Consider the following 25,085-nt stretch of genomic DNA (forward strand, 5'->3'; position numbering starts at 1 on the left):
TCTCCCACCGGAGTTCAGAATGAAGATCACCCACTTCGGACACGCATGCGTACTGGCCGAGATCGAGCGGGACGGCAGCACCGTCCGGCTGCTCTTCGATCCGGGCGCCTATTCGACGGACTTCGAAGGCGTCCGTGACATCGATGCCGTACTGATCACCCACGAGCACCCTGACCATGTCGACGTGGCCCGACTCCTTCCACTGCTCGCCGAGAACTCCGCGGCCCGGCTGATCGTGGACCCGGGCACCAGCAAGAATCCGCAGATCGCCGGGGTGCGACACGAGACCGTCGACAAGGGGGACACCATCTCCGTCGCCGGCGTTCCCATCCAGGTGCTCGCCGGCGACCACGCGGTCATCCACCCGGACCTGCCCTGCCCGCACAACAACGGCTACCTGGTCGACGACCGGCTCCTCCACCCCGGCGACGCCTTCGTCCTCCCGCCCCAGCAAGTGGACATCCTCCTGCTGCCGACCGGAGGACCGTGGATGAAGGCGAGCGAGGCGATCGACTACCTGCGGACTGTGGCCCCCCGTACCGCGATCCCCATCCACCAGGCGGGACTCGCCGCCGTCCACCAACAACTGCACCAGCAGCTGTTCCGGAATCTGGCCCCCGAGCAGTCCAGCATCCAGGTTCTCGACCATGGGACGGCTACGGCCGTCTGACTGCCGGGTTCGTATACGGAGAGCGGCCTGCTGCGCAGACCATCGTGGTCGGCGCGCAGGCTGATCGTGTGCCTGCGCTCGGTGGAGGTTGAACCTGTTCCACGCGATCGACGAACACCCGTGGCTCGCGGCGCAGGTCTCCGCTGGCTCCTACCAGTGGAAGAAACCACGTATGTTCAAGAGCGCCGGGCGGAAGATCCGCGCGCTAAGCGTGCCCCAGTGCAGCTGATGGAGGCGCCCTGGGCGCTGGTAGAGCAGACCGCAGGCAGTCCTCGCCTGGACGGATCTTGTTCTCACCGGCGTCATCTCTCGCAATTCGCCCGGTGGAGAGCCCAATGCCTCACGCGCCATCTGCGCGTGAGGCATTGGGCTCCGCCTCTCAACTGCGGAGGGTCAGTCGAGTAGCTGGCTGAGTTCGCGGGCGATCCGGACGGTGGCCGCCCCGGCGGAGGCGACCCAGGTTTCGTCGACTCGCGAGGCGGGAGCCGTCGTGGCTATGGCTGCCCGGGGACGCCCCTGTTTGTCGCGGACGACTGCCGCGACCGCGCTGACGTCCGATTCGCTCTCGGCGTTGTTGACCCCATAGCCGCGGAGCCGTACCTCGTTCAGTTGCTCGCGTAGTTCGCCGCGTGTTTGGGGCGCCCGCGTCGTGGGGGCTTGCAGGTCCTCAGAGGGGTAGCGGGCCAGGAACTCCTCGTCGCTGAGCTCGGCGAGCAGGGCCTTGCCTGCCGCCGTAGCATGAGCGGGGAGCGTCAAGCCGGTCCGGTTGCCGGTGCGTACGATCTGTCGGCTCTCCACACTGTCGATGTACAGCACCTCCGTCCCACGGAGAGTCGCGAGGTGAACGGTTTCGTCTGTCTCGTCACGCAAACGTTCCAAGGCATCGTGGGCGATAACCCGGATGTCCATGTTCGCGACGACCGCGAGTCCGATGTCGACGAGCGCGGGGCCGGGCTTGTACGCGCGGGAGAACTCGTCCTGTGCCACGAAGCCGTGGTGGCTGAGCGTGGCCAGCATGCGGTGGACGGTCGACCGCGACAGACCCATGTCGCGGGCCACTTGATTGACCCGGATCATCTCGTGGGCCTCGAACATACGCAGTAGCCGCAGCACGTTGTCGACTGCCCCGATCAGGCCCGCCGGACGGCTTGAGGAGTTGGTCCCGTCGATGTTGGTCCCCGCTTTTCGATCCACGCAGAGCACAGTAGCGCAGGGATATCCAGTCCCCATGACTCTTGCCATTACGTTCCAATGAGAGGGACAGTGTTCTGTATCGTGATACATAGCACGGATGAAGGAGTTCTGCCATGCCTCTGTACCTGAGCCTTCACCAGGCCCCCGGCCTGTCGGAAGAGGAGATCGCGGGGAACGCGCCGGAGGTCGCCCAGCAGGTGCACGCGACCTTCAAGCAGCTGTTCGTGAACACCCGGACCGGATTCATCGTCTCGGTCTACGAGGCCGACAGCGCCAAGGCCGTCGAGGAAGAGTTCGAACGGATCGGCTTCCCCTTCGACGCCATCCACGAGATCGACTTCACCCAGAACGCGGCAGAGCTCGCCGAGATGGTGGGACAGGCGGAACCTGCCTGAGGCGCCCTTACCGGCCGGTCCGGCCACCCTCCGGGCCTGGGCGTCACGCCGGCGGCGGTCGTGTCGTAAAGCGCCTCACCTGGCGCCGCGGTGACCGACCACTTCCCGGTCCCGTTGCGGCTCAGGCCGTGTCATCGACCGCGGGGGCTACGCCGTCCCCTCTCATGCCAGAGCGCCGAGGGGGCGGCCTGCCCAGGGGGTGGGGAAGCAGCGCTCACCCCTTGGACGCTTTGGCGCTCGGTGAAGCAAGCCGAGTGTCATCGGAGGGTCGGTCCGTTGTGTGGGAAGTTCGCAACCAGGGCAGGGACTGCTGCGCCACGGCCACGGCAGTCGCTGAGGCCCTGCTCGCGGAGGACCGGAGGACGGGACCCGTCAGGGTTCTCTCCGCTGTGAGACCTCCGCGGCGATCGGCCGTCTGCGCCGTTGGGTCATGGTCTCCGCCAAGGAGGTGTCGACCAGACAAGCTTCCAGCAGGCTCGTAGTGGAGGCCAGGCCCAGCCCGTTCAGGCGGTCGCGCAACCAGGTGCGGAAGATCTCCTTGTGTCGGCGGGCGGCGCGGGCGAGCTCGCGGCCGCGTGGGGGTGCAGGAACCCACGATCCGGCGGCGGTCGTTGCTGGCCGACTCCCGCTGAGCCCTGAGCGACCAGTCGATCCACCAGCCTGGCTCGGATGGCCCACTTTTTCGAGATCAGGAGTGCGCCCAACTTGCCGAAGGACATCAGGCCGTCGAGAAGGTGCAATGCCTCGGCTTGGCTCATGGTCCGAGTGATCTCACCATCGCGGACATGGCGGAAATGATCAACGGGCACTCCGTGCCGATCGACTGCGTAGCGGTCGACGAGGCCGTCGTTCGGGCCGGGCCACCCGCGACTGTCGTAGAGCTGCTCGCGAACCCGACGCGCTCGTCCGATCCGGAAATTGCGGGGCGGATCTTCTAGCTGACCTTCATCCGACCCGACAACGAGTGGCCGATCGTCGGGCGTTCAGTTCCTGATCCCCCTGGGCCAGCTCTGATCGGAAGGATGTGAGAATGGAACAGACGATGATGGCGGTTCGCCTGTTCGAGCATGGCGGGCCCGAGGTGCTCAAGTACGTAGAGGCGCCGGTTCCCGAGGTCGGCCCCGACGACGTCTTGTTGCGCGTGCACGCCACGGCCGTCAACAGCTGGGACCTGCGCTACCGCTCGGGCAACTTGCCGCAGCCTCTTCCGGGACGGCCGGCCTGGCCCTTGCCGTTCCAGCTCGGCCGGGACGCAGCAGGTGAGGTGGTGGCGACCGGGGCGAATGTCACGAGGTGGCTCCCAGGAGACAGGGTGGTACAGCTTCCGCACCCACCATGCCGTAACTGCGCCCTGTGCGTGCGGGGGCTCGAAAACCTATGCGTCGACACCGCCTACCCCGGTCACCAGGTCTTCGGTGGATACGCCGAGTACGTCGCGCGTAGCCAGGACGCGGTCCTACCCATCCCCGACGGCGTCGACTTCGACACTGCGGCAGCCACCATGTGGACCTACACCACCCCGCTCAACTGCGCCCGGCAAGCGCCCGTCGGCCCCGGCGACACGGTGGTCATCACCGGTGCCAGCGGCGGGATGGCGATTGCCTGCGCCCAGCTGGCGAATCTGAGCGGAGCCACCGTCATCGGTACCACGACCAAGCCGGACAGAGGCGAAGCACTCGGCAAGCTCGGCTACGACCACGTCGTGCACTCCACCGACCCCCACCTGCCGGCACAGGTGCGGGAGCTGACACACGGCCTGGGCGCCGACGCCGTCTGGGACTGCGTCGGAGGCAACGACTTCTTTCAGCTCTCCCTCGCCTGCACACGGCTCGGCGGCACGGTCATCGTCCTGGGCTCGCCGACCAGCCAGGGATCCCGGCTTGAGTTGGATGCATTCGCGCTCATCGGTGGCCAGGTGCGGATCGCCAGTGTCCGCGGCGCGACGCGACGGGACCAACAACTGTGCCTGGAACTGCTGGCAGCCAAGAAGATCAACCCGATCATCGACCGGGCCTACCCCCTAGCGTCAGCGGCCGAAGCCCACTCGTACCTGGAAAGCCAACGACAGATCGGCAAAGTGCTCCTCCTACCGTGACCTCGGGCTGTCGCCGGTGCCAGCATAAGGCGGCCATCGCTCGACATCTCGGCGCCGGAAAGGGCAGTTGCCACACGCAGCGGACGAATGCTGGGTTGTCTTCAACGCGGCAACGCGGCGCTGGCCCTGACGGCTACTCGGCCGCGCCGCCGAGACGCCCCCGTACAACTCCTCGATGACGCTTCTCCAGTCGGCGGGTGTGGAGCGAACGCCTCGCGGGTCACCATCGTCCGCCGCGGTCTGTATCCGTTCGAGGGCGACCCGCGAGTCCTTGATGTCATCCGGCGAGCCAGCCCACAGCGCGTCTTCACGTCTGCCTACGACCGTTCAGCGGCAGGACCGACCGGGCGAGCCTGGTCATCAGTCTCTTCCAGGCGGCGAACAAGCCGGGGCCGACCGACACTCCGCAGCAGGTGGGAATTCGTCCTTGGTGCCCAGCTGAGTCCCCGGCGCACGGCGCCGCAAGCCGCGGCCTCGTGCGTCGAGGGGGTCGCCTCGAACTGTCCGGGCCTCAGCTCGCCCACCAGGCTTTCGAGGCCTCGTCGTATCGATCGTCGCGATGATTGGCGTCCTGCCTCTTGACTGTGCGAAAAACCAGGATGCAGCATCACCATAATCATCATGACGAATGTGGGTCTTTGGCCTCTCAATGTGTCGACCACCCCCTGTCTGCATCGACCACGACCAGCGCGACTTTCCCCTGGCTGGTCCCTGCCCGTCGGTGCCGCCGCCGAGGTCGCGGCGCGGTACACAACCGGCTTCAGATATGGAGAGTTGCAATGGAGCAGCAAGTGATCGGCCGGCTCTCGGTCGACCGCCGCAGGTGCGAGGGTTACGGCATGTGCGAGCAGGCCGCACCCCAACTGCTGCACCTCGACGACGATGACGAGCTGGTCATCGACGCGGCTGAGGTTCCACCACCGCAGAGGCCGCTCGCCGAGGCAGCGGTCCGTGCCTGCCCGGTCGCGGCTCTGGCCCTGTCCGCCTCATGAGATCCGGCACGGCAGTGCCACGCCGCGTGGTGGTGATGGGCGCGTCCCAGGCAGCATGCGCCTGCGCAAGCGCGCTGCGTCGGCTCGGTTTCGAAGGGGCCATCACCATGGTGGGGGAGGAGTCTCATCCCCCGTATGTCCGGCCGCCGTTGTCCAAGGGAGTCCTCATCGGCGCCGAACCTGACGAGAGCGTTTTCCTGCCCACACCTGAAGGCATCGACGTAATCGCCGGAGTGCGGGCAACCCGACTCGATCTTTCGAAAAGACTTGTCGAACTCTCCGACGGTGATCGTCTGTCCTACGACGGACTGGTCGTCGCCACCGGTGCGCGGGCGCGTCGGCTGGCTCCCGCTGACCGCACCGGCGAGATCATGCTCCGTGGTCTCGATGACGCTGTCAGTCTGCGGAAGCGCTTGGCGGCGGTGCGCGACGTAGTGGTGGCCGGAGGTGGCTTCCTAGGCATGGAGATCGCCTCCTCGGCGGTCAGGCTCGGCAAGTCCGTCACGGTCGTGGACCAGGTCATGCCCCTGACCTCCCGCCTCGGACCGCTGCTCGCCGGGATGCTGCATGCCGCCGCCGCGGACCACGGGGTGCGCGTCCGCGTCGTCCGCGCGGGCATCGGCCTCGGATTCGGAGATGGTGTGCCGGACCGGCTCGTGTCACCGGACGGCACATCGGTCGCCGAGGGAGACATCGCTGTGACCGCTGCCGGCGACGTCCCCAACACCGAGTGGTTGCGCGGCAGTGGCCTCCTGCTCACCGGCGGGACCGACGGCGCGCTTGTCACGGGAGAGGACTGTCTTGCTGCCCCAGGTGTCGTCGCGGCGGGCGACGTCGTCGCGGTGCGCGGAGCCGGCCGCCGACCGGTACGCACTCCCCACTGGTCCAACGCGCTGTCGCAGGCCGAGACGGCTGCGGCGACCCTGCTCGATCGTGAGGCGGGAGCAGCGGCGATCGCCCCGTCGTTCTTCTGGACCGAGGCGTTCGGTCTCAAGATCCGGCTCGCGGGCGAGCTCCCTCCCCGCGGGGAACCGACAGTGCTCGACGGTTCCGTCGCCGAGCGGCGCGTGCTGCTGCACTGGCCGGCCGGACCGGACGGCGGGGGCACGGCAGCGGCTGTGAACCTTCCGGTCTCAGCCCCGAAGCTCTCCCGAATCGCCCGGCAGCGGCCGGCGCCCACAGCCACGCTGTCTTGATCATGTCGCGTTCCGGCGGCTGGGTTCGAACTCGCGCCGGGCAGACCGAGCGGATGCCACGGCCGTGACGGTGGCGGCCTGCGATAGCCATGCCGCACAGAACCACAGGACTGAAATCAGCCTCGCGGAAATGCCGCTCAGCCCCCGCCCCCCCCTGATCGCAATGACAGGGGTCACATCCGATGTGGAGGTTCGGAACAGCTCGCTCCTGCCCAGATCACATGCAAAGGCTTTCCACATGACTGCTCACAGCACCGCTCCTTACGACCCCCTGGACCCGGCCCACAATGCCGACCCTTCCGCTCGACTGGCCGCCGCCAGGGAACAGTGCCCGGTCTCGCAGCCTCGACCGGGGGTCCACTTCGTGGCGCGGCACGAAGATGCCGTGCAGGTTCTCGGCGACCCGGAGACATACTCGTCCACCGGAAACTTCGCGCTGAGCGACGGAAGCGGAAAGCCCGCACTGGTACTCGAAGTGATCACCAACATCGACCCGCCCGCCCACACGGAGCTGCGCACCCGACTGCGCCGATGGTTCGCGCCCGCCCGGCTGCGGGCCCAGGAGCCCCGTGTCCGCAAGATCGTGGCCGGCATACTCGACGAATGGGCGCCCGGCCAGGAGGTCGAGATCTACAGTCGGCTCGCGCGCCGGCTCCCGACACTTGTGGTCTACGCCTTCCTCGGCCTGCCCGAAGACGACTGGGAACGCCTGAAGGAGTGGGCCGACGCCGTCAACAACGCCATCCCGAACGTTGATCCGGCGATGCCCGAAAGCGTCGCGCTCACGGAGTACCTCGTCCAGCAGGTCGTGGCGCGCGCTGCCGCCCCAGCCACAGGTGACGACGTCCTGGACGGCCTCACTCACCCCGCAGACGGCGAAGCCGCGTTCACACCGATCGAGGCGGCTCTCCATCTCTTCCAACTGATCGTGGCGGGCACGGACACCACGGCGAGTCTGATCACCAACCTGCTGTGCTCGCTGCTCGAAGAGCGGGAGCGGTGGGAGAGGCTGCTCGCCGACCCCACGCTGAGGCCGACGGCGATCGAGGAGTCCCTCCGGCTCGACGCGCCGCTGCAGTACGTGCTGCGAACCGTGAAGCAGGCGGGCGAGATCTCCGGGTGCCCCGTCAATCCGGGCGAGCGGGTGATCGTCGGCCTGCAGTCCGCGAACTGGGACCAGGAGGTGTGGGGGACGGACGCGGAAAGCTTCTCCCTCGACCGTCCGGTCGGGCAAGCCGTCAGCGCGACCTTCGGACACGGGATACACGCCTGTCTGGGTTCGCCGCTGGCCCGACTCGAGACTCAGGTAGTGCTGGAGGAACTGCTGCGTCGCTTCCCGAACATGCGGCTGGCTCCCAGCTACCGTCGCGAACCCGCCCCCGACCTGGTCATGGCCCGACGGCCGGACCGCCTGGACGTCGTCTTGTGAGCTTTCAGAGTCCCTATGTCCAACCAGTGGAAGCGCAGTTCTCAAGCTCGGAGAGGCAACAGCCTTGTGATACCTAAGCTGTAGATCGTGGTCATGCTGGTTGGTTGTGCTCGAGCGGCCGTCGGCGTACACCCGAACGCGCCCCGGCAAGATTTCCGTGAAGCAGGGGCATGCCACCGTCCGCCGGTGACGCTCCGTCATGGAAAGCGGCGTCGGAGCATGGCCATGAGGATGACCCGGTTGCGGAGCAGCGGCACCCACGCACGTCCGGCCATGATCCGTCTCGGCGGCGAACTGACGCACCAGGTCGTGGGCGCGGATCAGTTCTGGGTAGTACTCGAGCAGCCGCGGGAGTGTCTCGGCTGCGCGCAAGCTGCGACGGGACGGACGTGATCCAACGGGCGACTCCGCGGAGTGAGGACGGGGTCCCGTACGTTCACCCTGGCGCGCCCGCGGTCCTGTGCCTGAACGGCGCCGCCGAATGTCGGCGTGCCGCTCCGGTGGTGCACGCGGCTCGCGGACGCGCCCGCCGCAGCGGACGCACCGGCTGAATCGAGCCCGCCCCGGACGCTGGAACCTGTACCGCGGGCCGGGACGAGGACTTGCTTGTCACCGCGTCGACCCGACCGCCGACTTCCTGCTTGACCACAGAAACAAACGTTCCGTGGTGCGGTTCCGACCGGGGCGGAGAGCCCGCCCTGTCTCCCGGGCACCTTGTATCCCCTCCCATCTTCAAGGAGTTCCCATGTGCCAGCACGATTCCCCCGCCCACCGCGAAGTTGTCGCGACCACGCGCCGGTCACTGCTGAAGGCCGCGGCCGTCGTGGGCGGCGGCCTCACACTCGCGGGAGGGCTTAACGTGGCGGGGGCCCCGGCTGCCTCCGCCGGCACTGGCGCGACGGGCGACCGCATCGTCGTGCTGGGAACGGACGGTGGCCCCATCGTCAGGGCTAGCAGGGCCAAGCCTGCGCTCGCGCTCGTCGTAAACCAGCGGACCTACCTGGTCGACGCGGGGTTGAACACCGCGACTCAGCTGGTCGCTTCCGGCCTGAAGTTCGCACCGCTCGGTGATGTCTTCGTCACGCACCATCACCTTGACCACACCTCGGGTCTGCTTGACGTCCTGCTGCACGGCTGGGCGTACCACGACTCCCGCCTGGGCGATGTGACGCTGTGGGGCCCACCCAAGATGTCGGCTACGACAGCCGGCCTGAACGCCGCGTTCGAACAGGAGATCCGTCTCTTCGTCGCGGGCGGGTTCCTGCCGGAGTTTCCCCAGGTGCGCGCACGGAACGTCGAGATCAGGCCGGGAAGCACGGTGGTACGGGTCATGGAGGACGCCAACGTCATCGTCGACGCGACCCGGGTCTTCCACGGCGCGGAGGTAAAAGACGCCTACGCCTACCGCTTCACGGTGAAGCAGTCCGGGAAGGTGGTGGTCTTCTCCGGCGACACGGCGGCGCCCGATCAGAACCTGATCGAGTTGGCACACGGTTGCGACTATCTCGTGCACGAGGTGCAGGACAACGACAATGTGGAGGTGCTTACCCAGAGTATGCCTCCGGCGCAGGCATCTGCCCTGCGCGAGCATCTGTTGACCTCGCATTCCAACGTCATGGATGTACCGAAAGTGGCGAAGGCCGCGGAGGCGAAGAACCTCGTGTTCTGTCACTACACACCGATACCGCAGCCGGCCAGCGTCTATCTGGCGAAGGCCCAGTCTGTCGCCGACAAGATCGGCTACCGGGGCACCATCACCGCGCCCGTGGATCTGGATGAGATCGCCCTCTGAGTCAGCTTGCGGGACAGACCGCCCCCGTGGTGATTGCACAACTGTCCGTGGCCGGCCCGACCGCCGGAGTTGGCGAGCCGCCCGGAAGCGGTGCGCCGCCGCGAGTCGTTTCCGACACGCCCGGCCTGAAGTTCTCAGAGTGGGGGACAAGGAGCGTCCCTCTGCCGCTGTGGGCTGAGCCGTTTCGCTTTCGGCTACCGTCGAGGGGTGATGGAGCACGGGATCGGGCGCCGTGAGCGCAAGAAGGCCGCAACACGCAGGGCGCTCGCGGACGCGGCTCTGCGGCTCTTCTCGGAGCGCGGCTTCGACGAGGTCGGGGTCAAGGAGGTCGCCGAAGCCGCCGAGGTGTCCCTGACGACGCTGTTCAAGTACTTCCCGAGCAAGGAGGCACTGGTCTTCGATCAGGCGGAGGAAGCTGAGGCCGCACTCGTCGGGGCGGTGCGCCGCAGGGCCCCGGGGCAGTCGGTCCTCGACGGGCTGCACATGCAGCTGCGCAGCATGCTGCTCGCGATGCCGGCCCCGAAATTGAGCGCCTACCTCGAACTGGTTGATTCCACCCCCGCCCTGCGTGAGTATTCCCGGCGGCTGTGGCTCAGCCAGGAGGATGCGCTGGCCGCTGCGATCAGCAATGAGTTGGGCCGCGACCCGGCCGACGTGGAGGTGCGAGCGCTGGCGCGCTTCGCCCTGGAAATCCGCCTGTTGGCCAGGGACAGCCCGGACCCCCTGGCAGCCGTGGACACGCTCTTCGGCCTGCTCACCGACGGCTGGGGCCGCCTGACCGGCGCTACAGACGGCCGTCACCCCACGAACGCGTAGTCACTCCATTTAGAACACCCCCGAAGGAACTGGGCGGTATTGCCATGCCAGAATAAACCTGTAGTCACTACACCTTTGGAGGTTGGCAGTGATCATTCGCAATGTGACCGTCGTGGACGGCACCGGCGGCGAACCGCTCACCGGTGCGGAGGTCGAAGTCGCGGACGGGCGTTTCACCGCCGTCCGGCCCGCCACTACGCAGGAGCCCGCCATCGACGGCAAGGGCGGCTGGCTGGTCCCCGGGCTGTGGGAGAGCCACACTCACCTCAGCGGGCTCGCTTTCTTCCAGCCGGCGGAAAAGCGCGTCGGCCATGTCTCCGAAGCCCTGGCCGGCTTCGTACGCGCAGGCATCACCAGCGTCGTGAACCTGGGCGGCCCCCTCGACCTGGAACTGGCCGTGCGCGAACACCGGCGCATCGCCACGGACCCTGCCGCGGAGCTGTACTTCGCGGGCCCGGTGTTCACCGGGATCGGCGGATGGCCGGTCCTGGACAACGCCGAAATGGCCGCGGCCGGTCACCAGATCGACGACCCCGACGTCGCGTACCGCCTGGCCCTGGAGCTGGCGGAACAGACCGACGTCATCAAGTGCATCTACGACGGTGAACCGGGCTCGCCCACCAAACTGCCGCGCGCCGCACTGCGGGCCGTGGCGGCCGCCGCGCATGAGAAGGGCCGCAAGGTCCTTGTCCATGTCTGCCGGCGCGTCGACCTCGAAGAGGCCGTGGAGGCGGGCGCGGACTGCATCGAGCACGCCTTCCTCCCCGAACATCCCGACAGCGACGAGGAAGCCGCTGACATGGCGAAACTCCTCGCCGAGAACGGCACCCTGTACTGCCCCACGCTGGTCACCTGGGAGCAGTTGGGACGCAACGGCGAGGCTGCCTACCTGGAGGAACTCGTCGCCGACGGCGTCATCACCGCGGACGACATTCCGCGGATCACCGGCAGTCCCTTCTACGGGCGCGCCTTCCCGCACCATCCGGCGGACGAGTGCCGCGTCCGTTTCGACTACGCCATGCGGACGCTGCGCATGATGCACGACGCGGGTGTGGAGATCGTAGCCGGCAGCGACGTCTCGATGATGATGCCGTCACCTCCGGTGGCTCTACTGCGCGAGCTTCAACTGCTGGCGAAGGCGGGCCTTCCCCTGCCCGCGGTCCTGGCGGCCGGCACCCGCCACGCGGCCGGGAAGATCGGCCTCGGCGGCGAGGCGGGAACGATCACGCAGGGCGCTGTCGCCGACGCCGTCCTGCTCGACGCGGACCCCCTCACCGACGTCGCGCACCTGGTCAATCCTGCCCACCACATCGGGGTCCTTCGCAAGGGCCGCTTCCTCACCACTGACTAAAGCGAACACCGCGTGCCGTGAGGGCCCGGCAGGTCCCTCACGGCACGTTCGAAAATGGCGAAGACCCGCCGGTCAAACCCGGGCCTGCTCCTGGCGGCGGTGGCGACCGGTGGTGTCAGGGTCCACCGGTGTGGGTGCCTGGTCCTTGTGCCTGCGCACACCGATCAGAACACTGGAAACGACGGCAGCGACGAACATGCCGATCGCGCCGATCGTGGTGCACATGTGCAGAGCGCTGCTGAAGCTCTCCCCGAAGGCGCCGAGGGCCTGACCGGTCGCGGGCGCGGGCAGCCCCAGGTGTCCGGCGGCACTCAGGCCCTCACGAGCGACCGCGGCGGTCACCTGGTGCTGATCAGTAGTGCTCAGTCCGGACTGGGCCAGAGTGCTCGGCAGGGAAGAGACCGTGTGGTTGGTGAGGATCACACCGAAAACCGCGGGCCCCATTGCTCCGCCTACCTGGCGCAGGGTGTTGCTGCCCGCGCTGGCCATGCCGGCCAGATGGTGAGGGACACTTCCTACGGCCACCGCGGTGATGGGGGCCATGACGAAGGACAGACCGGTCCCGATCACCAGCAGGATGGGGGTGACGGTTCCACCGGAGCTGTGGGCGTCGAGGGTGTTCAGCCACAGGGTCCCCAGTCCGGTGACGAGCAGCCCGATGGTGAGCAGCAGGCCCGGGGCGACCCGGCCCATGAGCTTGCCGGCCACTGGGCCGAGCAGCACCGTGATCCCGTTCAGGGCCAGGAACCGCCAGCCGATCTGCAGCGCGGACAGGTGCTGGACGGTGCCGAAGAACAGGCTGAGAGAGAAGACCAGTCCGACCTGTGCGAACAGGGTGAGCGCGATGACCACGCCTGCTCCGGTGAACGCGCGTGAGCGGAACAGACTCATCGACAGCATCGGCGAGGCTACCTTCCGCTCCGTGACGACGAAGCCGACCAGCCCCACAGCTGCTACAACGAAGGCGATGACCGCGCGGGTCGAACTCCAGCCGGACTCGCCACCTTCGATGACGCCGTACACCAGCGCCGTGATCGTGACGACGGCGATGACCTGACCGGGGATGTCGATGGCCCGACCGTGCGCGGAGCGGGAGTCCTCCAGAAGGAGTGCACCGATAGCAGTGGCGAGCACGGCCACCACCAGACCGGGCAGGAAGATCCAGCGCCAGTTCGCGTGTTCCAGCACCAGACCCGAGACCAGCGGTCCCAGCGACATGCCCAGGCCCAGGGCGGCCGCCCAGGCGGAGATCGCTTTGGCCCGCGCACGGAAATCCGGGTAGACGTGGCTGATCAAGGCCAGCGTCGAGGTCAGCAGTGCGGCCGCGCCCGCTCCGGAGAGGGCCTGACCGACCCAGATCTGTTGGGGCGACGAGGCCGTGAGGCTGGTCAGGGAGCCGGCGGCGAAGAGAAGCAGGCCGACCAGGTATGCCTTCTTGCGGCCGTAGAGGTCACCGATGAGGCCGAAGGTGAGAATCAGGGCGGCCATCGGCAGGATGAACGCATCGCTGATCCACTGGAGGTCCGACGTGGATGCGCTCAGTCCCTGCTGGATCGTGGGCAGGGAGACGGCGACACCGCCGATGGGAAGGTAGGAGGCGAAGACGCCGATGCAGGCGAGAAGGGCCGTGAGGGCCGCGCGGCGAGGCTCGTGCGCGGGAGGACTGTGAGCGACAGTGGGAGTCGCGGGCATGAGTTTCTCCAGAAACCTAAGTTATCAGACAGCTGTTATGTTAACAGATGACTGACAACATGCCGGGAGGGCGCATGTCGATGCCGGAGTCGCAACCGTGGAACCGCACGCTCAATCACGCTCTGTGGCGTGCCACGCAGGCCATTTCTCGCAACCTCAATGCCGCGCTGGAGCAACTGGGCGTCACCATCACCCAGTTGGGCATGATGGTGACCTTGGAGCAGAGGGGCCCGTGCTCGGCCGCTGATTTGGCCCGGGGGCACCACATCACTCCACAGAGCGTCAACACAGCCCTGCATCACCTGGACCAGCTGGCGTGGATCACGCGTAGCCCCCACCCGGTCAACAAGCGCATTGTGCTCATCGACGTGACCGATCGCGGTCGCGACGGCATCGCCGAGGGGAAGCGCCTGGTTGCCTCGGTGACCGCCCCGGCGACCGAGGCGCTCGGGGGAGCGGAGCCCGTTGATCGCCTTACGCAGAGCCTCGACCAGATCACCGAGGCACTCAATCTCGACTGGGATCGTAGTGCGCCGCGTACTTGAGCTGCTTGACGAACGGGCAGCTTCGCAGGTCGTACGACTTTTCGGGGTCACTTCCCTTCGGCGGGGTCACCGAAGCCCTCGTTGCCCTTGAACCATGGCGCGGGCGGCATGGGAACCTTGTCCGGCTCGGGTGCGGTGCGGTGATCGCTGTACTCGATCCGCAAGGGGATACCGGCGAGGTTGGGAGTGATCCACTCCTGGAACAGGATCCTGCAGTTGTCATGGAAGTAGAAGGTGTTGCGGTCCTCCTCGGTCTCGAAGGTCATATGCATGGCGATATCGACCGAGTGCTCGTCGGCGTGGTCGGGGTGGGCCGGGCCGATCGTCGCCGAGGCGATCGCCGGCACGCCCGCCACGAGCTAACGGATGTGGGTAACGAGCGTGGCGACGTCCTCCGGGGAGGGGAAGCCCCTCAGGGTCAGTCCCTCGAAGATGTGGTATACGACGTCTCCCCTCCCTGGGATTTGCAACCTGATGTACTTATGGAATAGATGCGAATATGTATCCGATCGCCCGAATGTTACGCGTCCATGACGGCGCGAGCCAGAGAATCCGAAGGCTTCTGAGCGGCGGTTGCCGGGTCGGTTCAGCGCAGGCCAAGTAGCTTCTCGGCGGTCTGGTGGGTGATCTGACGGCGGGTATCGGGTTCCAGCTCGAGCTGTGCGAACCACTCGCCGGCCTCGCGGTTGTCGGCGAAGGGATAGTCGACGGAGAAGATCAGGCGGTCGTCTCCGATGACCCGGCGTGCCAGCTCGAAGGGACCGTCGTGGAAGTACCCGCTGGTGGTGAACCAGAAATTGCTTCGGATGTAGCTGCTGATGGGTTTGTCGGGATGGTCGGTCAGGGGTGTCAGCACCTCGTCGAGGCGTGACATGTGGAAGGGAAGCCCCTCGCCGAGATGGCCGAGGATGAGCTTGAGGTTGGGCCAGCGGTCGAGCACGCCCGCGACGATCAGGCGTACCGCGTGCAGCGAGGTCTCGTAGTGCCAGCCGTAGCCGCCGTTGGCCAGCATCATGTTGACCGGCTTGCTGAAGCCGCTGTAGTAGCTGTCCATGACGGGCGCTGGTGCCGGTGCGGGATGCAGGTAGATCGGCACGTCGAGCCGGGCAGCCGTCTCCCAGATCGGGACGTAGTCGGGGTGGTCGAGAAAACGGCCGGCGACGGTGCCGCTGATCATGGCGCCGACGAAGCCGAGGTCTACGACCGCGCGTTCCAGTTCGGCGGCGGCATCGTCCGGCTCACTGGCCGGGAGCGCGGCGAAGGCGCCGAACCGGTCCGGGTGGCCCGTGACGACAGTGTGCAGGTCGTTGTTGAAGCCCTGGTACATCGGGATGACGGTCTCGGCCGGGAGGGCCCTGGGCTGGGCCGCCGGCACCGACAGTACCTGCAGGTCGATGCCGGCGGCATCCATGTCCGCGAGTCGCTGGTCGACGGTGGCGTCTATCTGTCGGCGGTGCTTGTCCGGCAGCCAGGAGGCGTCGAGGTGTTGCCGCTGCTGCGGCAGAATGTAGTGCTCTTCGATGGCGATGATGCGCATGATCGTGTGCCTTCGGGTCGGTGGTGACTGTCTGCCGACGGGTGGGATCCGGGCTGGGGAAGGACCCGGATCCCACCTGGGCGCCCTACCGTCCCCACGGATGGCGCCTCGCACCGGATCCGGCTGCCGTACGCCCCGGTGGCAGCGGCGGGCCCGGTACGTTCAGAGCGATCGGTCGGCCGCCGTTCCAGGTGCCGGGGTGAGCCAGATCCAAGTGGACATCGTCCGGAGCCCGGCCTTCCGGGTGGCCGTCGCGGCGACGAACGGATACCGCGTTGCGTTGCTCGCCGCGGTCGTCGGCCTGCTTATCGGTCGGCCGTCGCCGGTCTCCCCAGAGCCGCGTGCAGATGATCGAGCAGCCCGGTGAGATCCGCCGGGTCGGCGGCGGCACCGTACAGGTACAGGTCGGGACGGACCAGGACGGCGACGGCGCCGAGCCCGGCCAGCCAGGCGGCGTAGGCGCCGGTGGTGTCGACGACCTCGCCAGCTGTCGGCTCGGCCGCCAGCGCTACTACCTGCCAGCCGAGGTCGTCCAGCAACGCGGTGTCCTCCGGGCGGAGCCACTCGCGCAACCCCGGGTCGGCCATGAGCAGGACACCGCCGGGACCGACGACGTCGTCGAACAAGGCCGTCCGTCGGCCGTTGGTGACTGCGGCCTGGATGGACAGCAGGCCGCCGCCCGTGTCCTCGCGGTGGAACCCCGGTCCCAGGCGCGGCAGCGGGCGGGGCGGAGACTCGGCTCCCGCGGCCAGGTCGGCTTGCAGCGCGCGGTCGCGCTCGGCGGCGGCGACCGGGTCGGAGAGGCAGATGACCTCGCCCAGAGCCATCGACGCCGCGATGAAGTGCCGTACGTGCTCGGCGCGTTCGGGCCCGTAGCTGTCCAGAACGGTGTCGGCGGCTACGCGGCCGTCGAGGATCAGGTCCAGCCGCCAGGCGAGGGCCACGGCGTCGCGCATGCCCGAGCACATGCCTTGGCCGGCGAACGGCGGCATCAGATGGGCGGAATCCCCGGCCAGCAGCAGGCGGCCCCTGCGCCAGGTGTCGCACCAGCGGGCCTGGAAGGTATAGACGGCGTGGCGCTCCAGCTTGGCCTGTCCCGGACCGATGCCCCACGGCTCGAGCAGTCGCCACGCGACTGCTTCGTCGTTGAGTTCCTCGGCGGTCTCGGTCGGCAGGCGCATGAACTCGAAACGGCGGCGTCCCGGGCCGCCGGGGACCAGCGTCGTGGGCCGGACAGGGTCGCACAACTGCCAGGCCGGCGGGGAGAACACCGGCTCCTTGAGTGCTCCGTGCATCAGCAGGTCGATGACCAGCCAGTCGTGGAAGTAGCCGAGGTCTGTGGCTTCCGTTCCGATCCAGGAACGGACCACGCTGTTGGCGCCGTCGCAACCGACGACGTAGCGTGCGGAGACCGAACGCCGCTCGTCGGTGGCGGAGCGCAGTTCCAGACTGACGGCGTCCGGGCCATCGGTGTGGGCCACCGCCGTCCAACCGCGCAGCACCTCCACGGAGTCGAGCGCCTGGACCTGCGCGTCGAGGATGCTTTCGAGGCTAGGCTGGTGGAAGAAGTGGCTTACGTGCCACCCAGACGGACCCAGGCCGCGCCAGTCCAGCCGCAGCAGCGGCTGGCGGTCCGCGGCCCGCCACTCGTACAGGTCGTCGTACGCCTCGACTACGTCCGGTATCGAGTCGGGGGACACCCCGACCGACTGCAGGATCCGCCCGATCTCGTCATCGAAGTGCGCGGCCCGCGGCAGGGGATAGGCCTGCGGTTGGCGCTCGACGACCACGACCCGCCTGCCGGAACGGCCGAGCAGCAACGCCAGGAGCCGCCCCACGGGGCCGTAGCCCACCACGGCCACATCTGCGGTCAGGGGTGTTGTGTCCTTCACTCGCTCGTCAGGCATGAGGTTCCGTCCAAGGTCTCCAGCGGCATCTGGCGTGCGAGTTCAGCGGCTCGCGCATGTTCCTCCCCCACTGTCGGCGGCGCACGCAAAGGGCGGCGAAACCGGCTGCTCGCGAGGAGGAGTCGGGTTGGCCATGACTACTCGTCCGTCGACGTGACGAGAGTTTCGACCAGGTTTCGGCATTGCGCATACGTTTCTCGACACGCCCACGTCGCCGACTGAGTGGGCAGGCAACATCGCAGACGGGAGCCATTGATGCGTCGAGCTCACGACGACACCTATGACCGACTGACCGGACCGGCCGCCGGCCGCACAGTACTGCTCCGAGGAGCCGCGGTCCTGACCATGGACCCCGCGATCGGAGACTTCGGCCGAGCGGACGTCCTGATCCGCGGGTCGCATGTCGTCGACGTCGGACCTGATCTTTCGTACGCCCTCGCGGACCCGAGTGTCATCGCGGTCGATCTCTCCGGTCACGTGCTCGTCCCCGGTTTCCAGGACACACATCGGCACTGCTGGCAGAACCAGCTGCGTCGCCTCATCCCCGACTGCGACCACAACAGCGCCTACCTCGCGGTGATGAACAACTGGCTCGGGCCCATGTACACGCCCGAGGACGTCTACGTCGGGAACCTCGTCTCCGCACTCGGCTGTCTCGACGCCGGCATCACCACAGTCCTGGACTTCTCGCACAACCCGAGGACACCCGACCACTCCGACCAGGCGATCCGAGCACTCCAGGACACGGGTATCCGCGCCGTGCACACCACGTGCGGGGTCATGGGCGGCGAGTTCAGCACGACGTGGCCAGGAGATGCCGAGCGCCTTCGTGACACCTACTTCTCCTCCGACGACCAGCTCCTGACCCTCCGGATGGGCGCGATCGCCGGCGACTTCGCACGGCCCGAGATCGCCCTGGGGCCCCAGAGCGTGGAGTTCGCGCGGAACCTCGGGATCGGCTTCGCGTCCGACGGAGTGCTCGGCCCTGCGGCGTCCGACCGCGTCGAAGCGCTGGGCCGAGCCGGCCTCCTCGGCCCTGACGTGCTGCTCATCCACTGCCTCGATCTGTCCGACGACGCATGGCGCATGATCGCTGACAACGGCGTTGGAGTGTCCATTCCCACGACCTCGGATGCCACGATCGGCATCGCCGAAGCCGTACCGTCGATCCAGCGTGCCCTCGACTTCGGGATCCGCCCGAGCCTCAGCGTCGACGTCGAAGTGTGCCTGACCGGCGACATGTTCACCCAGATGCGCACCCTGATGAACATCCAGCGCATGACCGCGTTCGAGCGGCGCTACCGAGGTGACACCGGTTTCCCGGAGCCGTTGACGACCCGGGATGTGCTCGAGTTCGCGACGATCGGAGGCGCCCGGGCCATCGGACTGGACCGGACGACAGGATCCATCACCCCCGGCAAGAGGGCCGACCTGGTGGCCGTCGACGCACTCGACTGGAACACCCTCCCCCTCAACAACGCCTTCGGAACGGTCGTGACGGCGGCCGAGACCCGCAACGTCGACTTCGTCGTCGTCGACGGCGAGCTCAAGAAGTGGGGGGACGAACTCGTCGGGTGGGACCTCGCCTCGGTGCGAACCATGGTGGAGTCCAGCCGCGACGGCATCCTCGCTCGAGCCGACGTGGATCTCGACGTCCTCACTCAGCGTTTCGGCCTGGTCGAGCACTACAAGTAGGCCCACGCCGAGTGCGCGTCTCACGGGTGATTTCGCCTCGCTTTCCGCCCGCTTGCGCACCCTGAGCAAAACCCACTGAGAGGGCCAGACATGACGAACAAGGGCGCGTTCAGCCGCCATGCCATGTACCGCACCCACCTCGACGACTACGCGGAGACGTGGTCCGAGTACTTCCGCTTCAAACGGGAGAACGGCGTCCTCGAGGTCGCGATGCACACCGATGGTGGCGAAGCGAAGTGGGACCTGGAGCTCCACCGCGCGTTCATCCCGGCGTTCGCCGACATCCACCACGACCCGGACAACGAGGTGATCATCCTCACCGGGACCGGTGACGGCTTCCTGTCGACGTTCGACGAGGCCTCGTGGGACCGCAACGGATTCCGAGACCCGTTCGAGCACCGTCACGGTTACGACGTCTTCTACTTCGACCAGACGAAGGAGCCGTTCTCGCTCCTGAACCTGGAGATCCCGGTGATCGCGGCGATCAACGGCCCCCTGCTGATCCACGCCGAACTGGCGCTGCTCAACGACATCGTCATCGCGTCGGACCGCACGACGATCCGCGACACGCACTACACCGGGATGGGGATCGTCCCCGGTGACGGCGTCCACACTCTGTTCCGCGAACTGCTCGGCCACAACCGCGGCAAGTACTTCCTGCTGACTGGCGAGACACTCGACGCCAAGCAGAGCCTCGAGTTGGGCCTCGTGAGCGAGGTCGTCCCCCATGAGAAGCTGCTCGAACGAGCCTGGGAGATCGCCGAGACGGTCTTCATGGCGCGCAACAGGATCCAGCGCCGCGTCACCCGCTCGCTGCTCGTACAGCCGTGGCGTGAGCTCTTCACCAAGGAGCTGACGTTCGGTCAGGGCCTGGAGTCCTGGGCGTGCCACGACTACTGGCCGATGGCCAAGGAGGCCGACTTCGACATCGCCAACGTGAAGCAGGCGGACGCATGACACGCATCCACCACGCCAACATCCGGGTCGCCGACCCGCAGGCGAGCCTCGACTTCTACCGTGCGCTCGGGCTCGATGTCGTCGGTTGCATGCGGATGGAGGGCCTCTACACCCTGTACCTCGGGACACCGGGCGGAGAGGCGACCCTCGAGTTCTCCGTGAACGAGTCGAAGGACCCGAACTGGACGATCCAGGCAGGCAGCGGTCACCTTGCACTCGCTGTCGATGACCTCGACGCCGAGATCGCCAGGCTGGCGACGGTGGGGATTGAGCCGGAGGCACCGGCCTACCATCCCGGAGGCCGCCCCGACGTGTGGGTGGCGTTTTACCGCGACCCCGACGGGAACCGGGTCGAACTCCTCAACGGCACCTTTCCGCCGCCGCAGGACGAACTCCCGGAAGGCCTGACCTGACGTCGGACGCCGCGACACGAGAAACCTCATGTATCCGGTGAGCAGCGCTGCCAACAGCTGCTCAGAAGAGGTGATCGCGGAGTGCTCGGTTCATACTGCCTGGCTCACCGGTCAGGGAACGGCGCCGGCAATCTGACGCGCGTGAGCCGGTATCCGACCGACACGACGGACGCCGAGCGGGCAGAGGTTCGCCCGCTTGGCCCGTGGGGTCACCGCGTGACCGGACAGAAGCTCCAATGCGATCGCCAGTCGAATCGCCAGGTGATGTTCACCGTGAGATCAGCATCCGTAGGCTACGGCTGATGGGCAGGGCCGTTCACGCTACTCATGCTCCGCGCCCGAAGGCGGCGCACCGCAGCTGCAGGGCCTTGCCCGTCGACGTCCCTCGCTTGGCCTCCTGCACAGACGCTTCCTTCCACGACCTGCTCACCTTGGTCACCGCGTATCCAGCGAGGCGATGCTCCCGGTGTTCCTGGTACAGGATCGTGATGATCGCCGTTCATGGACGCCGACAACGGGCCTTGTGGTGCGCCAACTCCGGCGACCGCCGCCGAATCTGCGTCCTGCTCACCCCAGAGGGGCGGCGCCCCCTCTCCGCGCTCGTCCCGGTGCTGCAGACGGGCTGCACCACGGTACTTGCGCCGATCTCGGGCGTGGAGCGCTCTGAGCTGCACGACCTGTTGAGGAGAACAGCGGTGAGCCACGGCTGTGCGGTCGGCCACCAGGCCCAGACCTTCCGACTATGGGGGACGGGCCACGACTCGTTCTCTACAGATACGCCTTGGCGACCTCCTCGGCGCGGCCCCTGAACTCGTGAGCCGATCCGGAGAGCACAACTTGACCGCGACGTAGGAAGTAGGCGCGATCGGCGACGCTGAGGGCTGCCTGTGTGTGCTGCTCCACCAGGAGCACGCCGGCCCCGGCGTCGGCAGCGGCCCTGATCGCCTGCAGCAGACGGGTGACCACGATCGGCGCGAGGCCAAGGGAAAGCTCGTCCGCCATCAGTACCGACGGGCGGCTCGCGAGCGCGCGCCCGAGAGCGAGCATCTGCTGCTGGCCACCGGAGAGCAGACCGGCTTTACTGCCGAGCTTCTCGATCAGCTCCGGGAACAGCTCCAGGACGAAGTCCATGTCACCGCTTCCCACGCGAAGGTTCTCGGCGACCGTCAAGTCCATGAAGACGGAGCGCTCTTCCGGGACCAGCATCAGACCGTTACGTGCGCGCCAGTCCATCGGCTCTCGCGACAGCGGGTTGTCCTTCCAACTGATCTCGCCGCCAAGCGCCTTCAGGGCTCCGGACATCGCCAACAGCGAGGTCGTTTTGCCGGCGCCGTTGAGACCGAGCAGCGTCACGACCTCCCCGGCATGGACCTCGATGTCCAGGTCGCGCACAGCCGCCACCCGGCCGTAGCCCGCGGTGAGTGAGCGGACGTGCAGGAGCGGCTTCGACGTCGACGGGCGTGCGGAAGGCGTGGGACGCCCGTCCATCAGCGCAGTTCCCGCATACGTGGCGACGGGCTCGCCCGCCTCGCCGGCATCCAGGGTCTCCGCGTCTGTCTCCCCGACGTACGCGGCGATGACCTCCGCGGAAGAACGGACCTCGTCCGGAGTTCCTTCCGCGATCTTCTTGCCGAAGTTCAGGACCGCGATCCGATCGGACACGGAGAGCACCAGCTCGAGGTCGTGTTCGACGAGTAGCACGGCGATGCCCCATGTGCGCGCGAGCCTGCCGAGCAGTCGGCCGAGCTCTTCGCTTTCCGCGTCGTCCAAGCCAGCCGCAGGCTCGTCGAGCATAAGCACCGACGGGCGCGCGGCAGCCGCACGGGCGATCGCGAGCAGGCGACGCCGGCCGTGCGACAGTTGTTCCGGAACGCGATCGATGTCGTCGAGCAGGCCGAGTTCCTCCAGCGCGGTGATGGCCGCGGGCGACAGCGGGCGCTTGGGCGCCCACACCAGATCGCGAAGCCCGGTGAGCCACGTGTACGGCTCCGTCGCCAGGCGGAGATGGTCGGCGACCGTCAGCGTCTCGAACAACTCCAGCGATTGGAAGGAGCGCGTCAAGCCGGCCTTCGCGCGACGATGCGGGCTCCAGTCGTCGATCGTCTCCCCGTCCAGCGAGATCGTGCCGGCGCCGCAGGCCGTGAACCCGGAAGCCGCGTCCAGCAGCGTGGTCTTCCCGGCGCCGTTTGGACCGATCAGCCCGACGATCTCGCCCGGCGCGACCGTCAGTGAGACTTCGTCGACCGCATGCACGCCGCCGAAGCTCACGCGCATCCCCTCGATCCGCAATGTCCTTGGCTCCACCCGCTCGGTCATGCGCTCGGCGGGAAGCGCCATGGGGCGCCTGCGTTTCTCCAGGAGCGCTCGCGTAGGGGCGAGCAACGCCGCTCGCACGGGTGCGAGCCGGGCGGTCAGCCAATCGAACAGCTTGCCCCATCGCCGCGAGACGTCGAGCAGCAGGCCGTCGGGATTGAACATGACCGTCAGGACGAGCGCGACGCCGCTGGCGATGGGGACGATGTAGTTCGTGCCGAAAATGGGCTCGAGCAGCTGTGGCCCCACTCCGCCCGGCATGAAAATCCCAGTGACCATCGCTCCACCGATGAAGGCGACTCCGCCCAGGATCATGAACACCGCGAGGGAGATCGATGTCACGTGGCTGTAGCCCGTCATCAGGACGTTCGGCTGGCGGAAGGCGAGCAGGATCCCACCGATCGCGGCGATCGCGGCCGCGACGCCGAAGCCGTAGAACTTGACCGAAGCGACGTTGATTCCCAATGACGCCGCGGCACGCTCGTTGCTTCGCACAGCCAGCAATCGGCGCCCCGCGGTGCTGCGACGCAGATTCGTGACGGCCAGGCCGACGAGCGTGAGCACGATCAGGCACAGCAACATGTAGCGCCGGGGGTAGAAGACCGGGTCGAAGTCGATGCCCAGGAGGTGTGGCGAGGACACCGGCGTCCCCTCCGGGCCACCGGTGTAGTCGGGGTTGGTGAACACCAACTGCTGCACGATCACGGCGAACCCGAGGGTCGCGACCGCCAGGTTGAAGCCTCGTGTTCGCAGGGCCGGTATCGCGACGAGCATGCCGACACCGACACTGATCGCGACCGCCAGCAGCACGGCCAGGAAGAACGGCATGCCGCCACCGACGCTGACTCCGAAGATCGGAGAGCCGCTGTAGAGCCGCGCACAGGCGAACGCTCCAAGGCCCGCGATCGTGAATTGCGCCAGCGAAAGCTGGCCTCCGTACCCGGTCACCACGATCATCGACATGGCGATCACGCCGATCGCGATGCTGTAGGAGATCGCGATGACCCACTCGTCCTGGACGCCGCCGTAGTCCACGGGTCCCAGACCGGACCCGAGAACCGAAATCGCGAAGAACGCGAGCACGAGGATCGTGGGCCTCACGCGGCCGGTGCCGGCGTGCGGCGGGCGCTTGGTGATGAAACCGCGAATCGGAAGGCTGCGGCCCCTCACGAGGAGAATGCCGATGATCAGGAAGAACGGGATCGCGTCCGGCCATCCCGGCTGCTTGAACAGGCCCGGAAGCCAGGACGCCTGGCTCGAGATGATCGTCGTGACGACGCCGGTGGCCAGGGCCGCGAGCCAGGTGACCTGGAACGACGTGAAGCCGCCGACCAGCGCGGCTGCCAGCGCCGGTACGAGCAGCAGGTTGTACTGCCCCACCGTGAGGCCGGTGATGTTCGTGAACAGAATCCCGGCGAAGCCGGCGAGCGCCGCTCCGGCAGCCCAGTTGGCGGTGGCGATCAGGTGGGGGGAGCGCCCCAGAGCCGCGGCAGCGACCGGCTTCTCAGCAACGGCGCGCGTCGTCAGCCCGAACCGGGTGAACTTGTATATGGCCCAGCACGTCGCGCTGATGACTGCGCCGATGGCGAAGAGATAGAGGCGATCGACGCTGACGACGACGTTGGCACCGAAGACATGCGAAATCCAGCCCACCGTGTCCTGAGGCAGCGGAGGGGTGACGGAAACCTGATCGTCCTCGTAGATCGCGAGCAGCACACTGTTGAGCACCGTGAAGACGCCGAGAATCGCGCCCAGGCGCGCGAGCGGCGTGGCGTCGAGCATGAACCGCATCACGAGCTGGTAGGTCAGCGCGCCGATCACAGCCGACGCCGCGACACCGGCCAGGACTCCGACGACAACCGGCAAGCCGAGATCGACCGTTTCGTAGTAGGCGTAGGCGCCCGCGACGGCCATCGGGCCCAACGCGAAGTTGGGTACTCCGGAGCCGCGGTAGACGAGGACGATGCTCTGCGCCACAAGCGCGTAGATCGCTCCTACGCCGAGCCCCAATATTGCGAACTGCCAGAATTCAGCCACTGGTTTTTTCTCTCCGTCTGGGTCATACCGCCGGGACGTGAATCGCTCGCATCCCGGCG

Annotated in this window: 20 protein-coding genes; 14 read left to right on the plus strand and 6 right to left on the minus strand. The window is 67.4% G+C overall.

Annotated elements, in window-relative coordinates; genetic code table 11:
* The first annotated feature begins 19 nt into the window (after positions 1-19).
* Positions 20-670 (plus strand): MBL fold metallo-hydrolase, encoded by a 651-nt coding sequence (locus tag ABZ896_RS08030; protein WP_360923691.1) that lies wholly within the window; start codon positions 20-22, stop codon positions 668-670.
* A gap of 393 nt (positions 671-1,063) precedes the next feature.
* Here ABZ896_RS08030 and ABZ896_RS08035 read toward each other — a convergent pair whose 3' ends face one another.
* On the minus strand, positions 1,064-1,864 hold the full coding sequence (locus ABZ896_RS08035; protein WP_360923694.1) for an IclR family transcriptional regulator: 801 nt from the start codon (positions 1,862-1,864) through the stop codon (positions 1,064-1,066).
* Positions 1,865-1,977: 113 nt separating this feature from the next.
* Here ABZ896_RS08035 and ABZ896_RS08040 point away from each other — a divergent pair, with 113 nt between their 5' ends.
* The 9 genes from ABZ896_RS08040 to ABZ896_RS08080 all read left to right on the plus strand — a co-directional run bounded on the left by ABZ896_RS08040 (position 1,978) and on the right by ABZ896_RS08080 (position 11,930).
* On the plus strand, positions 1,978-2,259 hold the full coding sequence (locus tag ABZ896_RS08040) for a nickel-binding protein (RefSeq protein ID WP_360923697.1): 282 nt from the start codon (positions 1,978-1,980) through the stop codon (positions 2,257-2,259).
* Between the two features lie 785 nt (positions 2,260-3,044).
* A complete protein-coding gene (locus ABZ896_RS08045) occupies positions 3,045-3,197 on the plus strand; it encodes a hypothetical protein (RefSeq protein ID WP_360923700.1) in 153 nt (50 codons plus the stop codon).
* A gap of 92 nt (positions 3,198-3,289) precedes the next feature.
* Positions 3,290-4,354 (plus strand): zinc-binding dehydrogenase, encoded by a 1,065-nt coding sequence (locus ABZ896_RS08050; RefSeq protein ID WP_360923703.1) that lies wholly within the window; start codon positions 3,290-3,292, stop codon positions 4,352-4,354.
* 779 nt (positions 4,355-5,133) lie between these two features.
* Positions 5,134-5,346 carry a ferredoxin gene (locus tag ABZ896_RS08055; RefSeq protein WP_360923705.1) on the plus strand — a complete coding sequence of 71 codons (213 nt, stop codon included), beginning with the start codon at positions 5,134-5,136 and terminating at the stop codon, positions 5,344-5,346.
* A gap of 35 nt (positions 5,347-5,381) precedes the next feature.
* Positions 5,382-6,542: an FAD-dependent oxidoreductase gene (locus tag ABZ896_RS08060; RefSeq protein ID WP_360923827.1), complete on the plus strand. Its 1,161-nt coding sequence runs from the start codon at positions 5,382-5,384 to the stop codon at positions 6,540-6,542.
* 238 nt (positions 6,543-6,780) lie between these two features.
* Entirely contained in the window at positions 6,781-7,971 is a 1,191-nt protein-coding gene (locus ABZ896_RS08065) for a cytochrome P450 (RefSeq protein WP_360923708.1), read from the plus strand.
* A 745-nt stretch (positions 7,972-8,716) separates the two neighbouring features.
* Entirely contained in the window at positions 8,717-9,763 is a 1,047-nt protein-coding gene (locus ABZ896_RS08070; RefSeq protein ID WP_360923711.1) for an MBL fold metallo-hydrolase, read from the plus strand.
* A gap of 210 nt (positions 9,764-9,973) precedes the next feature.
* Positions 9,974-10,579 (plus strand): TetR family transcriptional regulator, encoded by a 606-nt coding sequence (locus ABZ896_RS08075; protein ID WP_360923830.1) that lies wholly within the window; start codon positions 9,974-9,976, stop codon positions 10,577-10,579.
* A gap of 88 nt (positions 10,580-10,667) precedes the next feature.
* Positions 10,668-11,930 carry an amidohydrolase family protein gene (locus ABZ896_RS08080; RefSeq protein ID WP_360923833.1) on the plus strand — a complete coding sequence of 421 codons (1,263 nt, stop codon included), beginning with the start codon at positions 10,668-10,670 and terminating at the stop codon, positions 11,928-11,930.
* Positions 11,931-12,002: 72 nt separating this feature from the next.
* Here ABZ896_RS08080 and ABZ896_RS08085 read toward each other — a convergent pair whose 3' ends face one another.
* Positions 12,003-13,622: an MFS transporter gene (locus ABZ896_RS08085; RefSeq protein ID WP_360923714.1), complete on the minus strand. Its 1,620-nt coding sequence runs from the start codon at positions 13,620-13,622 to the stop codon at positions 12,003-12,005.
* A gap of 47 nt (positions 13,623-13,669) precedes the next feature.
* Between ABZ896_RS08085 and ABZ896_RS08090 the strand changes: the two genes are divergently transcribed.
* A complete protein-coding gene (locus ABZ896_RS08090; protein WP_360923717.1) occupies positions 13,670-14,167 on the plus strand; it encodes a MarR family transcriptional regulator in 498 nt (165 codons plus the stop codon).
* A 47-nt stretch (positions 14,168-14,214) separates the two neighbouring features.
* On the opposite strand, the gene ABZ896_RS08095 is transcribed toward ABZ896_RS08090, so the two are convergent.
* The 3 genes from ABZ896_RS08095 to ABZ896_RS08105 form a co-directional block, all read right to left on the minus strand.
* Positions 14,215-14,523 (minus strand): hypothetical protein, encoded by a 309-nt coding sequence (locus tag ABZ896_RS08095; RefSeq protein WP_360923720.1) that lies wholly within the window; start codon positions 14,521-14,523, stop codon positions 14,215-14,217.
* Positions 14,524-14,753: 230 nt separating this feature from the next.
* Complete coding sequence (locus ABZ896_RS08100; RefSeq protein ID WP_360923723.1) at positions 14,754-15,704, minus strand: amidohydrolase family protein; 951 nt, start codon at positions 15,702-15,704, stop codon at positions 14,754-14,756.
* A gap of 305 nt (positions 15,705-16,009) precedes the next feature.
* Complete coding sequence (locus tag ABZ896_RS08105) at positions 16,010-17,611, minus strand: bifunctional 3-(3-hydroxy-phenyl)propionate/3-hydroxycinnamic acid hydroxylase (RefSeq protein WP_360923726.1); 1,602 nt, start codon at positions 17,609-17,611, stop codon at positions 16,010-16,012.
* 255 nt (positions 17,612-17,866) lie between these two features.
* Between ABZ896_RS08105 and ABZ896_RS08110 the strand changes: the two genes are divergently transcribed.
* From ABZ896_RS08110 to ABZ896_RS08120, 3 genes are all read left to right on the plus strand, one after another.
* Positions 17,867-19,306 (plus strand): amidohydrolase family protein, encoded by a 1,440-nt coding sequence (locus ABZ896_RS08110; RefSeq protein WP_360923729.1) that lies wholly within the window; start codon positions 17,867-17,869, stop codon positions 19,304-19,306.
* 90 nt (positions 19,307-19,396) lie between these two features.
* On the plus strand, positions 19,397-20,263 hold the full coding sequence (locus ABZ896_RS08115; protein ID WP_360923732.1) for an enoyl-CoA hydratase/isomerase family protein: 867 nt from the start codon (positions 19,397-19,399) through the stop codon (positions 20,261-20,263).
* Positions 20,260-20,676 carry a VOC family protein gene (locus ABZ896_RS08120; protein WP_360923735.1) on the plus strand — a complete coding sequence of 139 codons (417 nt, stop codon included), beginning with the start codon at positions 20,260-20,262 and terminating at the stop codon, positions 20,674-20,676. The genes ABZ896_RS08115 and ABZ896_RS08120 overlap by 4 nt, the downstream gene beginning before the upstream one ends.
* Before the next feature lie 768 nt (positions 20,677-21,444).
* On the opposite strand, the gene ABZ896_RS08125 is transcribed toward ABZ896_RS08120, so the two are convergent.
* Positions 21,445-25,026, minus strand: a complete 3,582-nt coding sequence (locus ABZ896_RS08125) for an ATP-binding cassette domain-containing protein (RefSeq protein WP_360923738.1) — start codon at positions 25,024-25,026, stop codon at positions 21,445-21,447.
* Positions 25,027-25,085: the final 59 nt, after the last annotated feature.

Source organism: Streptomyces sp. NPDC047072 (assembly GCF_040643855.1).
Classification (GTDB): domain Bacteria; phylum Actinomycetota; class Actinomycetes; order Streptomycetales; family Streptomycetaceae; genus Streptomyces.

Bases quoted from the DNA above. Each gene is read 5' to 3' on its own strand.
- ABZ896_RS08115 (WP_360923732.1), top strand. From the start codon at position 19,397: ATGACGAACAAGGGCGCGTTCAGCCGCCATGCCATGTACCGCACCCAC.
- ABZ896_RS08055 (WP_360923705.1), top strand. From the start codon at position 5,134: ATGGAGCAGCAAGTGATCGGCCGGCTCTCGGTCGACCGCCGCAGGTGC.
- ABZ896_RS08075 (WP_360923830.1), top strand. From the start codon at position 9,974: ATGGAGCACGGGATCGGGCGCCGTGAGCGCAAGAAGGCCGCAACACGC.
- ABZ896_RS08085 (WP_360923714.1), bottom strand. From the start codon at position 13,622: ATGCCCGCGACTCCCACTGTCGCTCACAGTCCTCCCGCGCACGAGCCT.
- ABZ896_RS08040 (WP_360923697.1), top strand. From the start codon at position 1,978: ATGCCTCTGTACCTGAGCCTTCACCAGGCCCCCGGCCTGTCGGAAGAG.
- ABZ896_RS08060 (WP_360923827.1), top strand. From the start codon at position 5,382: ATGGGCGCGTCCCAGGCAGCATGCGCCTGCGCAAGCGCGCTGCGTCGG.
- ABZ896_RS08120 (WP_360923735.1), top strand. From the start codon at position 20,260: ATGACACGCATCCACCACGCCAACATCCGGGTCGCCGACCCGCAGGCG.
- ABZ896_RS08045 (WP_360923700.1), top strand. From the start codon at position 3,045: ATGGCGGAAATGATCAACGGGCACTCCGTGCCGATCGACTGCGTAGCG.
- ABZ896_RS08030 (WP_360923691.1), top strand. From the start codon at position 20: ATGAAGATCACCCACTTCGGACACGCATGCGTACTGGCCGAGATCGAG.
- ABZ896_RS08110 (WP_360923729.1), top strand. From the start codon at position 17,867: ATGCGTCGAGCTCACGACGACACCTATGACCGACTGACCGGACCGGCC.
- ABZ896_RS08100 (WP_360923723.1), bottom strand. From the start codon at position 15,704: ATGCGCATCATCGCCATCGAAGAGCACTACATTCTGCCGCAGCAGCGG.
- ABZ896_RS08090 (WP_360923717.1), top strand. From the start codon at position 13,670: ATGACTGACAACATGCCGGGAGGGCGCATGTCGATGCCGGAGTCGCAA.
- ABZ896_RS08070 (WP_360923711.1), top strand. From the start codon at position 8,717: ATGTGCCAGCACGATTCCCCCGCCCACCGCGAAGTTGTCGCGACCACG.
- ABZ896_RS08065 (WP_360923708.1), top strand. From the start codon at position 6,781: ATGACTGCTCACAGCACCGCTCCTTACGACCCCCTGGACCCGGCCCAC.
- ABZ896_RS08050 (WP_360923703.1), top strand. From the start codon at position 3,290: ATGGAACAGACGATGATGGCGGTTCGCCTGTTCGAGCATGGCGGGCCC.
- ABZ896_RS08105 (WP_360923726.1), bottom strand. From the start codon at position 17,611: ATGCCTGACGAGCGAGTGAAGGACACAACACCCCTGACCGCAGATGTG.